The organism is Nesterenkonia sp. K-15-9-6, assembly GCF_052656005.1.
The window spans coordinates 34940-50288 of record NZ_JBQYEY010000025.1; the positions used below are offsets into that span (position 1 = coordinate 34940).

Here is a 15349-nt window from a genome sequence, read left to right on the forward strand (position 1 = left end):
CCGACTCGGACAGGTGCGACGCCGTCTCCAGCAGTTCGAGGAGGTCAGCGCTGGGCTGCGCTCACGCACTTCGCTGCTCGAGCCCGCCTCCTCGGCGGAGGTGACCGCACCGGTCTCCACCCCGTTCGTCCATGACGTCCGGGACGCCCGCGAGCTCTTCGAGTCTCTGCTGCCGCAGCTGCGTCAGCTGCCCGCCGGTGAGATGGGCATCTCGCGGCCCCACACGGGACTGCGCATCGCGATCATCTCTGACAAGTTCCTCTTCGAGTCCTTCGAGGGCCTGGCTGATCTGGTGCCGGTCACTCCCCGGAATTGGGAGGAGCCGCTGCAGCAGGAGCGGCTCCCGGACATCCTCCTGGTCGCGGCCACCTGGCGCGGGCTCAACGAACGCTCCTGGCGGGGCCTGTCGAATCCGGAGTCGAACCGTCGCCGGCTGACGGTCGAAGAGATCATGCCGGCGTACCGTCGGCGGGGGATCCCGGTGGTGTTCTACGGCAAGGAGGACCCGCCGAACTACTCCTCCTTCGTGGGGCTGGCCCAGGCCGCCGACCACATCTTCACCACGGCCGCGGAGATGATCCCGCACTATGAGCGGGACTGCCCGCAGGCGCAGAGCATCGACGTGCTGCCCTTCGCGGTGAATCCCCTGGTGCACTCGCCCATCGGATCCCGCCCGGCCGTGAGCGACCTGGTCCACTTCGCCGGGTCCTGGCTCCCGGAGAAGTACCCGCAGCGCAGCCGCTACGGCATGTGGGCCCTGAGCGGCATCGCCCTGTCAGACCGGCCGCTGGTGATCTTCGACCGTAACTCGGACCTGTTCCTGGGCGATCCTCGCTACGCGTTCCCCACCGGCTACGCCCCCTACATCGCCCCGGCCCGGGACCGCGAGGATCTGATGCTGCTGCAGCGCGGCACGGACATCGCGGTGAACCTGAACTCGGTGGTGGCCTCCCAGACGATGTTCGCCAACCGGGTGCTGGAGCTGCAGGCCACCGGCACCATGGTGATCTCCAGCTACAACCAGGGCGTGAACTCCTACTACCCGCAGGTCCACATCGCCAACTCCACCCGGGATGTGGCCGCGATGCTGGAGTCACTCACCCTGGAGGAGCTGCGGCGCATCCAGGGAGACGGCATCCGGAAGGTCTTCAGCGACGACCACGGCGTGAACCGGCTGGCTGCCATCTGCCGGGTGGCCGGGGTGCCGGAGCCGCAGGACCATGAGGTGGTCCTCGCCGTGGCCGAGGACCCGACGCCGCAGCTGGCCCGAGACCTGCAGCATCAGACGCATTCGGCGGTGGAGCTCGTCGCCTGGGACCAGCTGCCGCAGCGGCGAGGGGACTTCGACATCCTGCTGCCGGTCTCGCCGTACCGGCGCTACTCCCCCACCTATGTGGCCGACCACGCCGCCTCCTACGCCTACAGCGCGACGGCTGCCAGCCACAAGCTCGCCGGCGACGCCGAGCAGACCGACCGCCTGGCGCACCGGCGCCACCGGGGTTCCGCGGACCTGCCGGACCTGTCGCTGTCCTCCTGGTGGCGGCCGGCCGCCGAGCAGCTGGCCTCCCCTGAGGCGCTGCGGCGCCACGCGGAGACCGCGGAGATCTATGCCATCGACCACCTGGGGCACCGGTCCGCCGAGGACGCAATCACCGTCTCCGCCCCGGTGGCCAAGGAGGAGCCGCTGTACCGCGGCGATGATCTCGAGCAGAAGGCCGCCGAGTGCCAGGCCCTGGTGGAGGAGCTGGACCTGAAGCTGGCCGTGGTGGTGCCGATCTACAACAACGCCGACCATCTGCGGCACAAGGCGTTCCAGTCGCTGCGGCGCAGCCGGAGCTTCGAGACGATGCACGTCCTGCTGGTCAACGACGGCTCCACCGACATGCACACGGTGGACACGGTGGACGAGCTGGCCGCCGCCTGGCCCAACGTCACCGCGTTCCATCACGCACCGGGCGGCTCCGGCTCGGCCTCCCGGCCACGGAACACCGGCCTGGCCCTGAGCTTCACCGAGTTCGTCACCTATCTGGACCCGGATGACGAGGAGTACCGGGACGGATACTCGGTGCTCATGGAGGCGCTCGAGGAGCAGCCGGAGGCGGAGTTCGCGGTCGGGGACATGATCCGGTGGCGCAGCGGCCGCAAGCACATGCACTATGTGAGCCACATGGAGCGCCACATCGAGGAGCGTGACGGGCTGCTGCGGCCCACCCGATCCTCCCTGCGAGAGCTGGGCTTCGTGCCGGTCTCCATCGAGGCCGTGGTGGCCCGCACCTCCTGGCTGCAGTCACTGGGCCTGGCGCAGCCGGTCGGCGCCACCGGCCAGGACACCTACTTCTTCCAGCAGATGCTCTACTACTCGACGGCCATCCTGACGGTGCCCAAGGCGGTGTACACCTACTACGGTGCGGTGGACACCTCCATTGTGAACGTGGTCTCGCCGCGCTATTTCCGCAAGTACCTGATCCTGGAGAAGGACCGGACCGCCTGGCTGCAGGAGACCGGCCTGATGCAGGACTACCGGGACACCCGCCTAGAGCCGTTCTTCCGTTCCTGGTATCTGGGCAAGCTGGACCAGGTCCCGGCGGACCAGCGCGAGGAGGCGGCCGCCGTCGTCCGTGAGCTGGCCGCGCTCTATGGCGACCATGACTGGCAGGACCCGGACATCCGCCGCTTCCTGCAGTCGGATGAGGAGCATGTGAAGGAGATCGCCCGATGAGCCTGGACGTTCCTGCGACCCCGACGGCGGAGCTGTCCTCCCGGCTGCGTCAGCTGGAGCTCGCCTCCTCTCAGCTGGACCAGGTCCACGCCGGCCGGCTCACCGCCGAGGAGTACCTGCTCGACGCCGACCTGGCCGGGCCGCACCGGTCGACCCCTTTCGCCCACGGGGCGGCGGGCGCGGACCAGCTGCTGCGGCAGCTGCGGCCGGTGCTGGCCGCGCTGCCCGAGGGTGAGGAGGGCATCAGTCGGCCGCGCACCGGGCTGCGCATCGCGCTGATCGCCGAGCGGCACCTGGTCCATACGCTGGAAGGAGCGGCGGAGCTGGTCCATCTGGCGCCCACCGCCTGGCGGGGCGCACTCGACGCCGCGATCCAGGAGCGCCCGGACCTGCTGCTGGTGGCCCCCGTGCAGGAGGGGCGACGGGATGCGTGGAAGGGCGCTGGCGATCCCGGCACGTATGTGCGCCGTCGGATCACCGGTGCCATCATGCCGGCCTTCCGTGAGGCTGGGATCCCCGTGGTGTTCTGGGGGACCCAGGAGACCCGGTTCTATGACGACTGGGTGGACGTCGCCCAGCAGGCCGACCATGTGCTGACCGTCGCCGAGGAGCTGGTGGAGCGCTACGCCGCGGACTGCCCGCGGGCTAGGACGGTGGAGGTGATGCGTCCTGCGGTGAATCCGCTGCTGCATTCTCCGCTCGGCACCCGTCCGGCCTCGGCCGAGCTGGTCACCTATGCGGGCACCTGGCATGCGAAGCTCTTCCCCCAGCGCCGTGAGTATGCCGCCGCCCTGTTGGACGGGGTGATCCGTGCCGGCCGCCGTCTGGTGCTGCTCGATCCGCGGTCTCAGGCGGCGACCCGCGACGACCGGTTCTCTTACCCGCGTGGGTTCACCCCCTATCTTGCCTCCCGGCTGGGGCCGAAGAAGCTGATCGCCCTGCAGCGGGCCGCGGATGCGGCCATCGCCCTGAACTCCACCGTGGCCTCCCAGACGGCGTGCTCCCCGACCGCTCTGACCCTGCAGGCCTGCGGCACCGCGGTGCTCTCCACGTACAACCAGGGGCTCAACTCGGCCTATCCCCACGTGCATCTGGCGCAGTCCGCCGAGGATGTGGCCGCCCACCTGGAGACCCTGCCGCTGGAGGAGCTGCGGCGCATCCAGGCCGCCGGGCTGCGCACGGTGTTCCTGCATGACCACGTGGTGGACCGGCTCCATGATCTGGCCAGCGTCGCCGGGGTGGACGCCGGCACGGCGCGCCCCGCCGAGCCCAGGGTGCTGGCCGTCGCCGACCGGATCACTCCCGAGCTGTCCCACCAGCTGCACCGGCAGAGCATCGGTCCGGTGGAGCTGGTGACCTGGGAGCAGGCCCCTGCACGGGCCGGGACGGTCGAGGTGCTGCTTCCGGTCTCCCCCGAGCGGGCCTACGGGCCGGAGTATGCGGCCGACCATCTGGCCGCCTTCGCCTACCAGTCGGCACCGGTGACCACGAAGCTCGAGGGCCCGGCGGAGTCCGCCGACCGGTGGGCGCATCGACGTCTCGACGGCGACGCCGCGCCCCTGGAGCTGACCGCCTGGTGGCGGCCGGAGCCGGCGCTTCTGGCGAACCGGGAGCGGCTGCGCGCCGCGCGCCGGGAGTTCGCCGTCTACGCGATCGACCATGGCGAGCACGGGCCCGCTGACGGGGTGCTCGCCCGCAGCGCCGCGCCCCGGGATCGTGACGACGACGCGGCGGCCGTCGCCGTCGAGGTCCGGCGTCGCGCCGAGCAGCTGGGGCTGCGGCTCACCGTCATCGTGCCGGTGTACAACAACGGCTCCCATCTGCGGCACAAGGGCTTCGCCTCCCTGCGACGATCCGCGCTGTTCTCCGAGATGCAGGTGCTGCTGATCGACGACGGCTCCACCGATGCGGTCACCGCCACCACGGTGGACGAGCTGGCAGCGGAGCACCCGAACGTGACCGCGTATCACTTCGCGCCGGGGGGCTCCGGCTCGGCCTCCCGACCGCGGAACCTGGGCATCCAGCTGACGGCCACCGAGTACGTGGCCTATCTGGATCCCGACGACGAGATGGTCTGCGGGGGTCTGGCCCGACTGGTGGAGGAGCTCGATGCCCACCCGGAGGCGGACCTGGCGATGGGCAACGTGCTGCGCTGGTCCACCCGGAGACTGCGCATCGACCATCACCAGGAGCTCCAGGAGGTGTTCGGCGAGTCCGCTGACGACACCCCGCCTCCCGACGCCGCCGGCACCCTGGTGCTGCCGAAGGATTCGCTGGCCCGGTGGGGATTCCGCTCCCTGCGCATCCATGCGGCGGTGATCCGCACCTCCTGGCTGCAGCCGCTGGACCTGCAGATGCCGCTGGGTGCGCTGGGCCAGGACAACTACCTGTCCCAGCAGATGCTGCATCACGCCCGGCGGATCCGCACGGTGGACGTCGACGTCAACGCCTACTACAGCGAGGTCTCCGGGTCAGCGGTCAATGCCATCTCTCCCCGGTACTTCGCGAAGTACCTGCCTCTGGAGCGGGACCGCGTGGCCTGGCTGCGTGAGCAGGGACTGCTGGAGGACTACCGGCGGACCCGCCTGGAGGGCTACGTGGTCAACTGGTACCTCAAGAAGCTCGGCCTGGTCTCCTCCGAGCAGTGGCGGGAGGCGGCCGAGCACATCGCCGAGATCCTGGCCCTCTATGAGGACGGCCCGTGGACCAGGCCGGAGATCGACCAGTTCCTGACCGACCTGCGCACCGCCGTGGAGAACGACTGACCCCTGCGTCGACCCCGACCTTCGACCTGACCTTCGACCCACGCTCCAGGGCTGAGAGGACACCCGGAGCCGCTATGAGGAGACCCCTGTGACGATCGCTCACCTGGCCCCGCACCGCCGCTTCATCGAGCGGCACATCGCCCCCCGGTACCGGGAGATGAACACCTACGCCGAGTGGCCCGGCCACCGGGGCGGCATCATGGCCGGCGCCCGAACCCGCGGCATGGAAGTCATTGAGCACGGCAAGACCGCTATGTTCTTCCGGGACGGCACCCTGGTGGGTGGGCTCAACCGCTTCGCCCCCTCCCTGACCGGCGGCCTGGCCGAGCGGGTGTGCCTGTCCAAGACACTGACCAAGGTCGCCCTGGACCAGGCAGGGGCCCCGATCCCCCAGGGGGTGTTCCTCACGGTCCGGCAGCTGCCGGCCGCGCTCGAGCATCTCAGGAGCGTGGACTTCCGCCCCCTGGTGCTCAAACCCTCGGACGGCAACGCCGGCCGCGGGGTGACCACGAACATCACCACCGAGGAGCAGATGCGCTCCGCCTGGGCCCAAGCACGCCGGGAGACCGCCAACGGCCGCCTGATCCTGGAGGACCACGTGGAAGGCATCGACCTGCGCACCTACGTGGTCGAAGGAGAGCTGATCGGCGCCGCCGTGCGGGTGCCCGCCCATGTGGTGGGCGATGGGACCACCAGCGTGTCCGGGCTGGTCGAGGAGCTGACCACCATGCGCTCCTCGCACGCCTACCTGCGGTCGAAGAAGCTCATGGTCGATGATGCGGTGCTGGCCGCCCAAGGTCTGGAGAAGCAGGACAGCCCCGCCCAGGGCCAGGTGGTGCTGCTCAACGCGGAACCCTACCTGGGGACCGGCGGCATCAATGTGGACGTCACCGAGGAGCTGCATGAGGACCTGGCGCGGCTCTCGGTGGAGACGGCCGCGGCGATCCCCGGGCTGCACGCCGTCGGCCTGGACCTCATGGTGCCCGATGTGCGCAGCGGCGAGGGCGCCTACATCACGGAGCTGAACTCCCGGGCGAACCTGTCGATGAATCAGTGGCCCGCCTACGGGACCGGACGCGAAGTCACCGCCAGAATCCTGGACGCCATGGAGCGGATCGGCGCACCCGCCCCGGCCGGAGGCTGATCACCTCAGGGCGGTCTCCAGGAACGAGAGGATCTCGCCCGCGACGTCGTCACGGATGGGCGGTTCGTTGTGCACCTCGTGGCGGTAGCCGCTGTAGACGCGGGTGCGGACCTTCCGGTTCCCGGACTCAGCAAGCGCGTTGGCCACATGGTAGGCGCCCTCGCCGTAGTTGGTGACGGGGTCCTGATCGCCGGCGAGGATCAGGACCGGCACGTCGGTCGGGATCCTGGAGAGGGTCTGGGGGTCGTTCGACTCCCGGTACAGCGAGACGAAGTCATGCAGGAAACGCAGAGAGAGCGGCTCGCCGAATCTGTTCAGCGGGTCCTGCGCGTGGTCGCTCACCACATGGCGGTCCAGCGCCACCCAGTCCGTGGGCCCCTGGACGTCCTCGTACCGCGCGAGGAACCCGTCGAACAGGGCGGGCAGGAACTCCTCTGCGGGGCGGGAACCGTCGCTGTCTGCGATCGCGGCCTCCACGGCGGCGAGGTCCAGGGTGTCCATCGAACGCACCTGGGCGGCGATCCCGCCGAGCAGCAGTCCGGAGATCCCCTCAGGGTCCCGCGCGGTCAGCATGCGGGCGATGATCGAACCCCAGCTGTGGCCGAAGACGAAGTAGGGCAGGTCCGGGTGCTGGGCCGTGACGGTCCTGCGGAGCGCGGCCTCGTCGGCGACCACGGCTTCGGCGCCTTCCGGTCCCGTGTCGGCCCACACCCCGGACTCCATGGCAGTCTTGCCATGGCCGGCGTGGTCGTCTGCGGCGACGATGAAGCCCTCGTCGAGGAGGCGCGTGATGAGCCGCAGGTAGCGGCGGGAGTGCTCACCGAGGCCGTGGATCACCTGGACGATTCCGCGTGGTGGGACGACGGGGGTGTAGATCCACGCGTGGATACGGTCCCGGCCGTTGTGGGAGGGGAAGTCGAACTCTTCGAGCGCCATCTCAGCTCCTTAACTGACACGTCCGCAGGGCTTCCCGTCGATCCTAGCCGCTGGTGGCCCACATCACTGCTGAACCGGCGGCACCGGACCCTCGGCCTCATCACGGGGTCGGGGACGGCAGGTCGAATCCCGGAGTGACCGGACCCTTCCATGGCTCCCCGCTCCCCCAGTCCACCCCGAGGGCCTTTCCCGCATGCGCGGTGAAGGACCGCACCGCCCAGCGCGGACCGCAGACGATCATCTCGGTCTCCGTCTCGCCGTCGGCCGTGGTCCGGGCGGTCAGGGAGCCTGCGACACCGAGCTTCTTCACCCCGTAGACCAGCCGGGACCGCTGCCGGGAGGTGACCGTGATCCCGCCGGTCAGCCGGAAGCGCCGGCGATGGGCGAAACGGTGGGCAGGCACCGGCGCGATCTCGACCTCGGAGGCCACACCGTCGCCGATCAGGTCCAGCACGGGACGCAACGGCCAGTGGAGCTGCGCGTCCGCCGCCCCTGGAGGCTGGGAGTCGGGGAACACGGCGTCGATGATCTCCCGTGGCACGTCCCGCCCGGTGCCCTCCCAGGGGTACATGTTGAGCTCGATCTCCGGGCGCGAGTTGAGCTCGATGACGGCGACGTCGCCCTCGTCGTCGCCTGCCACGGGGGTCCACCGCAGGTCCACTCCTGCCAGGGCCAGTCCTGGGACGGCCTGGGCCGCCCGCACCGCGAGGTCCCCCAGACGGCGCGGCAGCTGGTCGGTGACGTCGAAGGTGTCCCCGCCGGCACTGGCATTGGCCTTGCCGCGCAGCAGGAGCTGGTCGCCCTCCGGCAGCACGCTCGTCCGGGTGTGTCCAGCATCGCGGATGTGCGCTTCGATCTCCGCATCCCGGATGATGGGCTTGAGGTACGGATTCTCGGCTCGCAGCCGGTTCTTCTGGTCGATGAGCTCATCGATGGTGCGTGTCCCGTCGCCGATGACGTTGGCGGGCACGCGATAGCAGGCGGCGACAGCACGATCTCCCACCACCAGCACCCGGTAGTCCTCCCCGGGGATGTGCCGTTCCAGGATCATGGAGTCGACCCGCAGCTCCTCACGCAGCACACCGAGGTACAGACGCAGCGTGTCAGCATCGCCGATTCCGGTGAACACGCCGCGGCCCATGCTGCCGCGGCTGGGCTTCGCCACCACCGGGTAGCCTTTGGCCTCGGCACGTGCGACGACGTCCTCGTCCGTCTCCACCGTGAGATCCACAGTCACCGAATCGGGCGTGGCGACGCCCGCGCGGGAGAGGCACCGGTTCGTCCGGGACTTGTCCTGTTCGATGAGGATCGCCTCACGCGCGGTCAGCGAGGGGCGTGATTTGTCGAACCGCACGGTCCGTTCTCCGTCGGAGACGCGGAAGCGTCTCAGGCTTCCATCCAGGGCACGCACGGTGAGTCCCCGCCGCCACGCCTCCAGGGCGATCGAATAGCTGGAGAGTTTGAAGCCTGCTGCCTCGCGCATCACTTCCGGGGAGAAGTGCCGCGGGTGCGGAATCTCGGCGGCCTCTCCTTCCCGGTCGGTCTGGACCTGGGGGCCGTTGTCACTGTGCGGTGCCGTCGTCATCGCCGCCGTCCTGGGCTCCGCCCGCCGCCCGCAGCTCGTCGAGCTCGGCCTGGGCCTGCTCCAGCTGCTTCTTCAGGGAGGCGTTCTCCTTCTGGAGCTCCGTCTTGTGGCTGTAGGTCTTCTCGCCGCGCTGGAACTCCGCCACCGGGATGCTGCGGTCCGGTGCGCGCCACTTCTTCCCGTTGACATAGAACTTGACCAGTTGCGGCTCACTGCGTTCGATGATGGCGCGGAAGAGCCCCTTCTGGGCCCGGACCGACTCGGGGACCTGGAGCATCAGCTGGATCATACGCCGGGAGCCGTACAGGCTGTAGGTGTCGAACGTGAAGTCCGACTCCACCAGATGGGCGAGCCCCCAGTAGGCGGTGCGGTGCTCCCACTGGAAGATGTCGCTGAGCAGGTAGCCGTTGGGCACGCTGCGCAGCTGGGTGGAGTCGATGTACTCCTGGAACGCCTCAATGGCCGGACGGAAGGCGGAACGGGGCTTCTTGGCCTTGCGGAGGGCGCGGCCGTGCTTGGTGAGCGTCGCCATCCGCTCGGCGCTGAGGTTATGGTCCTCCGCGTGATGCATGAGATGCCCGTAGTGCCACTTGCCGATGCCGTTGACCTGGGAGCGGAGGTGGAGGGCGTCGTGGGAGAGCTTCCGGTGGTACACCCAGGCGAGCTTACGCATGTGGGCCCGCGGACTGGCCTCGGCCAGCACGTCCCGGAAGGCTGGTGGGGCGGACTCCTCCTCGTCGAGGTGGAAGACCGTGTGGTCCAACTCGTAGCGTGCGGCGATGCGCTCGGCCAGCTGGCCGTCACGCGACAACATACGCGCGGTGGCGTTTCCCCTCTGCTTCTCCTTGGAATAGGTGAACGTCTTCAATGCCTCATAGTGGCCTGAGAATGCGGCCAGCGAGGTGCGGGTGTCCACCCCGGCGCTCATCGAGAGCAGGATCTGCCGGTCCCGCGCCAGGAGCAGGTCCCGCTGGATCTCCAGCTGGGGCAGTATCGCGTCCACCGCCTGCTCGACCGTCAGCGGGTCATAGGGTCGGGGGCCCACACGGGTGATCTGACCGGTGCCGACCGTGACCTCAGTGTTGGGCATGAGGAACCAGATGTCCTCGTACTCCGTGGCGCGTCCGGGCATGTCGAAGGATTGGATGTCGCCGATCCACTTCGCGATCCGGCTGCTTCTGGCCCCGGCCGCCATACCCACCAAATTGATGTGGGACCCGAACAGGCGCGCACGGGCGTCGTGGAACAAAGCTCGCGAGCCAGCGCCATCGGTCTGGGCCTTAATTGTGTCACCGTCACGGTCCAGCACCACGTACTGACCAAACATGTCCTCGAGATCGTCCAAGAACCTTCGGCGGTCGATACTCAGGGCCGCAAGGAGACGTCGCGCCACTTCGGCAATATCGGTTGTGCAGTACCCAGTGTGGAGTACGTGGCCACAGACAAGAACCTCCTTGTCACCTTCACGAGCCACGGCCAGTTCAGATCGGGGATCCCAGTGGAACGTGCCATCGGCGAAACTTGTGGCCAGCCAGTGGCTGTTCCAAGGCAGCACACGTCGGCCAACTGTGAAGAGGTATCCGCGGCTGAAGCGAAGATGCTCAAAACCCTCCCCGTACGGCTCCACGTCAGTCTTCCGGGGCCACCGTTTCTCTTCGGAGATGGATGTTCGAGCCGAATCGTTCAATCTTGCCACCCTCTTTAGGTCTCAAGGCCCGTCGGAGATCGCTCGCTCGCCGACTCGGCCATACTTCGCTCACGCCCAGGCTATCGTCTCGATTCGCTGGGCCGAGGGCGAATGGCCGCCGGACGCCGCCGCCCATGGTGGCCCGCAAAGGTGGGGCCGCAGCTCCGAGGGTCGGATACGGCAGTCGTCGTAACGCCATCAGGGACGAGAGCCGCCCCCAATCGCGTACCTTACCGACCGCTTTGGCACCTCAGGCGCCACATCGAAGCGACGCCGGGTTCGCGCTGGCACCCCGATCGCGATACTGGCCAGTCAGACTCAACCACCAGGTGCTCCTCACTTCTAGCACGAACCCGTAGCCCATTGGGTACGAATCTTCGATGACTTCACCCGAAGCACCGACAGCACCTCGACACCACCCTAGCTGTTGTGGGGCATGAGGTTCTTATCACGGGTGCGTCGATGAGAGGAGGAACGGGCTCCCCGCCACAGGATGGAAGTTCCTACACAACCCATCCGCACCAGAGAGCCCGTCCATGACCCACGCTAACGCACCCCTGACCCCCACCGGCCGACTCCGAATGGTCACCCGCCACCTGAACGACGGGATCCCCAAAGCCCACGTCGCCGCGGAGTTCCGGGTCTCACGCCCGACAGTGACCACCTGGGTCGCCCGCTACCGCGCTGAAGGCGAAGAAGGCCTCCAAGACCGGACCTGTCGACCCGCTCAGAGTCCCTGGCAGACCCCGGCAGAGATCGTCACCCGCATCGAGGACCTGCGCCGGCACCGTAGATGGTCAGCCCGACGGATCTGGCAACACCTGGTCACCGGCGGCTACGACACTGAAGACAGCGAAGACACCGAAGATGCCGAGGTCCGGTGGCATGCCCCGGTGGTCATCGCGCTGCGCACCGTGGGCCGGTGGCTGCATCGGTTGGGGATCTCCCGGCTGCGGGACCTGGCCCCTGATGGTGAGGATCAGCGGCGTCCACCGCGGCGGATCCGCGCCTACTGGCCCGGTCACATGGTCCACTTGGACGTGAAGAAGCTCGGGCGGATCCCCGATGGAGGCGGCTGGTTCGCCCACGGCCGTGGTACTGGCGCGGCGCTGAAGGCCAAGCGCGGTCCCGGCGCCCGGGTCGGCTATACCTACCTGCACTCAGCGGTGGATGGGTATTCCCGGCTGGCCTACACCGAGGCTCTGGACGACGAGACCGCGGCAACCACGATCAGCTTCTTCGCCAGGGCCCGGGCCTTCTTCGCCGCTCACGGGATCAGCCGACTGGATCGGGTGGTCACCGACAACGGGACCAACTACCGGGCTGCGGACTTCACCCGCACTGTGAAGCGCCCCGGGTTCTGTAGAGACTCTGGTCCGTCCTGAGTTCCGTGGCGTCATCATTTCTTGGGTTCTCATGCCGCGGTGATGATCCGATTACGTTCATATTCTATCGGCGTGACCCACCCAAGCCGGCCATGTCGGCGCTGGCGGTTGTGCCAGATCTCGAGATACTCGAAGATGGCGTTGGCCAGTTCCACGCGCGTGTTCCAGATACGGGTATCCAGAAGTTCGACCTGCATCCTGGACCAGAACGCTTCGATCATGGAGTTGTCGTAGCAGTCTCCGACCGAGCCCATGGAAGGAAGCAGTCCAGCGGCCTTGGCCCGGGAGGTGAAGGCCCAGGAACCGAACTGCACCCCTTGGTCCGAGTGAATGATGGTGCCCTGTGCGGGACTCGCGCCGAGCCGAGTATCGATGGCCATGCCTAGAGCGTTGGTGGCCAGTGCCGCAGTTGGGGAGGAATCGATCGACCAGCCCACGACTCGACGGGAGAACGTGTCTAGGACGACGCAGCAGAAGAGCTTTCCTTCGCGCGTGCGATGCTCGGTGAGATCGGTGACCCACAACCGGTTTGGCTCCTGGCGTGTGAACCCGCGTTGGACCAGATCGGTGGCGATCTGATCGGGCAGGATCCGTCGCCACTTGCGCCGCCCCGTCAAACCTCTGAGTCCGGCCCGGCGCATCAGGAGCTCTATCTGCTGGTGACCGACCGGGATGCCACGCCCCATAGTGAACTCAGCGTGGACTCGTCGCACCCCGTAGCGCCCGTGAGACGCGGCATGGACCTCAGCGATGACACCGGTGAGCCACTCGTGACGGATCGCTCTCTCGGAAGGGGCTCGGCGGCGTTGGGCGTAGTAGCTAGATTCCGCCACTCCGAGAACTCGACAGGCAACCTGGACTGGCAGTTCATGCGCGGCGATCAGCTCGACTGCCGCGCGTCGCCTTTTGGGCTGGTCTCGGCTTTTAGCACCTCCACCGCCTTCGTCGTTACGGCCAGCTGCAGCTCCAGTTCAGCGATCCGCTTTCTCGCCGCACGTAGCTCAGCGCTCTCCGCAGTGCTCAGCCCGGGGATCTCGCCACGGTCGATCCGGTCTTGTCGGCGCCAGGCATAGATCGTCTGGTCACTGATCTGCAGGTCGTGGGCGATGCTCGCGACGCTCCGCCCCGCGTTGAGTAGATCCAGGACTCTACGTCGAAACTCAGCGGGATATCCTCTTCGTCCCATGTGGCACTCCAATGCTCGGGACACCAGAATCCACGAAATCCAAACTCCTCGGAACTCAGGACGGACCACGGTCTCTACCAGACCCGGGGCGCTTCAGGCTCCAAACTGCGCAACACATGGACAGGCCCACCACACGTACGCGGTTGAAGCGCGTCACGCGCCCCCTACTGTGCAACTTCTACAGGGTAGGGTGGTCTTTGAGTCCCAGCTTCAGACGTCAGGCCCTGAGCACGCTGAAAGACACGACCCGCAGAGGGACTCTTACCTCTCGATCCCGGAGAAAAGCCCATGTTCCTGATCTCTTCGTTCCAGCCGGTTCCCAATTCCACGTTCCAGGGTTACTGCTGGCAAGGATCTGACCTCATCATCGGCCAGGACGGGGCACATGAATATAGTCAGGACGATCACGGCCATGTGGGCTTTGACAGCGATGGCTGCTACATACTTGCTCGCAAATCCGTTGATGGATGGACAGTCGGCACGGATTCACGAGGCCTTGCTCGTCTCTTCTTCTATGAAGCGGGCGATATCTGGGCACTCTCGTCCTCACTCACGGAACTTGTCGCTCACCTGCGCCGGAACCGAGTCATTCTCTCCGCCCGACCTGAACTGCTCCGACCGTTCGGTGAACGCGGTGCCTTCACCTCTCAGCTCACGTCGTCCGAAACTTACTTCTCGGGAATTCGGCTACTGCCCTCGTTCACGCGTATAACGCTGACAGACAGGGGGCCAAAACTCCATCAGACCCCCGCATCCGCTGCTGAGTCCTACGAGGCACATTTGTCCGAGTACCTCTCCGTGTGGCGCGCCCGCGCCATGACCCTCCTGAGGGACCCGAAAATCTCAATTGCGGCAGACCTCAGCGGAGGGCTTGATTCTCGGACAGTTCTAGCACTCCTCCTATCCACTGGCGAGTTCAGCACCGAGCAGGCACGATTCCGCCTGGCTTCATCGCCAGACAAAACAGAAGATCTGCGAGCCGCATCAACCATTGCGGAACATTATGGCCTAGAGCTCAACGGCCCCCGCATCCCAGGTCAATCTGTCACGGACGAGGCCGGGACCCTAGAACACTGGAAGACCAACTCGATGGGAGTCTATCTCCCTCTGTATCTCAATAATCGCAAGTCTGCGCCTTCCCAGTTCCAGGCGCATGGGGCGGGAGGAGGAAACTTTAGGCCACATTTCAAGGACTCAAGCATCTCCGACAGAATCAAGCGGTACAAGCGCCGCCTATCAGCAGAAGACTACACAGGGTGGCTGGAGACTGCGCGGGCCGACATGCGGAACCTCTCTAAGCACCGGCCACATACACCACCCATGATTCTGCACTACCGTGAATTCAGGAACCGATTTCACTTCGGGCACAACCCGCACCGTCGGGCGATGTTCACACCTCTCAATAGCGCGATGACCGACAGCCTGACGGATGGCCCTCAGGGAGTGAATGCGCGTCAGCTCTATTTCGACATCATGGAGTCTCTAGCCCCGGGCCTCAAAGACCTTCCCTACGACAGGGCTGACAAGGCACCAACCCAACAAGAGCGGGAATCTGTCACGCGTGCAGAATTGACGGATGCAGCACCCGGACGCATCTTTGGCGACTCCACCCACGGTGATCTCCTTGCATCGCGGCTTCGCCTAGAGACCTCCAACGCATATGAAACCTGGCTCAGCGAAGCCGAGCGAGCAGTTTCTTCCCCTGAAGTGCGGGACTTCATGGGACACGAAGTCGCGTCGCGATGCGATTCAGCACTCATAGAGGCAACGCAGGCCAAGCGGCCCCTCGGTTCCCATCACCGTGGTGTGCTGGACCTTTCATATGCACTGACCATTGAATTCGCGTTCGGCGGCCAGCCTCCGCGCTAGGGCGTGTTGCTAAACCCATTGCAGAGTCGCTGCGAGGCAGAGCCCAGCGTGGAAGTTCCGGGCAGTCTTATCC

The 15349-nt window shown here is 66.8% G+C and carries 9 protein-coding genes and 1 pseudogene; 5 read left to right on the forward strand and 5 right to left on the reverse strand.

The window, feature by feature from the left end:
- The first annotated feature begins 13 nt into the window (after window positions 1-13).
- From SD455_RS13655 to SD455_RS13665, 3 genes are all read left to right on the forward strand, one after another.
- On the forward strand, window positions 14-2719 hold the full coding sequence (locus SD455_RS13655; protein WP_445508449.1) for a glycosyltransferase: 2706 nt from the start codon (window positions 14-16) through the stop codon (window positions 2717-2719).
- Complete coding sequence (locus tag SD455_RS13660; RefSeq protein ID WP_445508450.1) at window positions 2716-5484, forward strand: glycosyltransferase; 2769 nt, start codon at window positions 2716-2718, stop codon at window positions 5482-5484. Before SD455_RS13655 ends, SD455_RS13660 begins: the two co-directional genes overlap by 4 nt.
- A gap of 88 nt (window positions 5485-5572) precedes the next feature.
- Window positions 5573-6628, forward strand: coding sequence for a hypothetical protein (locus SD455_RS13665; protein ID WP_311026102.1), 1056 nt, complete (start codon window positions 5573-5575; stop codon window positions 6626-6628).
- On the opposite strand, the gene SD455_RS13670 is transcribed toward SD455_RS13665, so the two are convergent.
- The 3 genes from SD455_RS13670 to SD455_RS13680 all read right to left on the reverse strand — a co-directional run bounded on the left by SD455_RS13670 (window position 6629) and on the right by SD455_RS13680 (window position 10476).
- On the reverse strand, window positions 6629-7564 hold the full coding sequence (locus SD455_RS13670) for an alpha/beta fold hydrolase (RefSeq protein WP_445508451.1): 936 nt from the start codon (window positions 7562-7564) through the stop codon (window positions 6629-6631).
- 100 nt (window positions 7565-7664) lie between these two features.
- On the reverse strand, window positions 7665-9149 hold the full coding sequence (locus SD455_RS13675) for an ATP-grasp domain-containing protein (RefSeq protein WP_445508452.1): 1485 nt from the start codon (window positions 9147-9149) through the stop codon (window positions 7665-7667).
- Entirely contained in the window at window positions 9127-10476 is a 1350-nt protein-coding gene (locus SD455_RS13680) for a hypothetical protein (RefSeq protein WP_445508453.1), read from the reverse strand. The genes SD455_RS13675 and SD455_RS13680 overlap by 23 nt, the downstream gene beginning before the upstream one ends.
- A gap of 896 nt (window positions 10477-11372) precedes the next feature.
- On the opposite strand from SD455_RS13680, the pseudogene SD455_RS13685 reads away from it, so the two are divergent.
- Window positions 11373-12185, forward strand: a pseudogene (locus tag SD455_RS13685) (helix-turn-helix domain-containing protein); the annotation flags it as partial.
- A gap of 65 nt (window positions 12186-12250) precedes the next feature.
- On the opposite strand, the gene SD455_RS13690 reads toward SD455_RS13685, so the two are convergent.
- Together SD455_RS13690 and SD455_RS13695 are read right to left on the reverse strand one after the other, a co-directional pair.
- Complete coding sequence (locus SD455_RS13690; protein WP_445508457.1) at window positions 12251-13105, reverse strand: IS3 family transposase; 855 nt, start codon at window positions 13103-13105, stop codon at window positions 12251-12253.
- A complete protein-coding gene (locus SD455_RS13695; protein ID WP_445508454.1) occupies window positions 13102-13407 on the reverse strand; it encodes a transposase in 306 nt (101 codons plus the stop codon). Before SD455_RS13695 ends, SD455_RS13690 begins: the two co-directional genes overlap by 4 nt.
- Window positions 13408-13695: 288 nt before the next feature.
- On the opposite strand from SD455_RS13695, the gene SD455_RS13700 reads away from it, so the two are divergent.
- A complete protein-coding gene (locus SD455_RS13700; RefSeq protein WP_445508455.1) occupies window positions 13696-15276 on the forward strand; it encodes a hypothetical protein in 1581 nt (526 codons plus the stop codon).
- The last annotated feature ends 73 nt before the right edge of the window (window positions 15277-15349 follow it).

What these genes read in the sequence shown, in the direction of transcription:
- SD455_RS13695 (WP_445508454.1), bottom strand. Translation starts at nt 13,407, where the DNA reads ATGGGACGAAGAGGATATCCCGCTGAGTTTCGACGTAGAGTCCTGGAT.
- SD455_RS13700 (WP_445508455.1), top strand. Translation starts at nt 13,696, where the DNA reads ATGTTCCTGATCTCTTCGTTCCAGCCGGTTCCCAATTCCACGTTCCAG.
- SD455_RS13670 (WP_445508451.1), bottom strand. Translation starts at nt 7,564, where the DNA reads ATGGCGCTCGAAGAGTTCGACTTCCCCTCCCACAACGGCCGGGACCGT.
- SD455_RS13660 (WP_445508450.1), top strand. Translation starts at nt 2,716, where the DNA reads ATGAGCCTGGACGTTCCTGCGACCCCGACGGCGGAGCTGTCCTCCCGG.
- SD455_RS13675 (WP_445508452.1), bottom strand. Translation starts at nt 9,149, where the DNA reads ATGACGACGGCACCGCACAGTGACAACGGCCCCCAGGTCCAGACCGAC.
- SD455_RS13680 (WP_445508453.1), bottom strand. Translation starts at nt 10,476, where the DNA reads ATGTTTGGTCAGTACGTGGTGCTGGACCGTGACGGTGACACAATTAAG.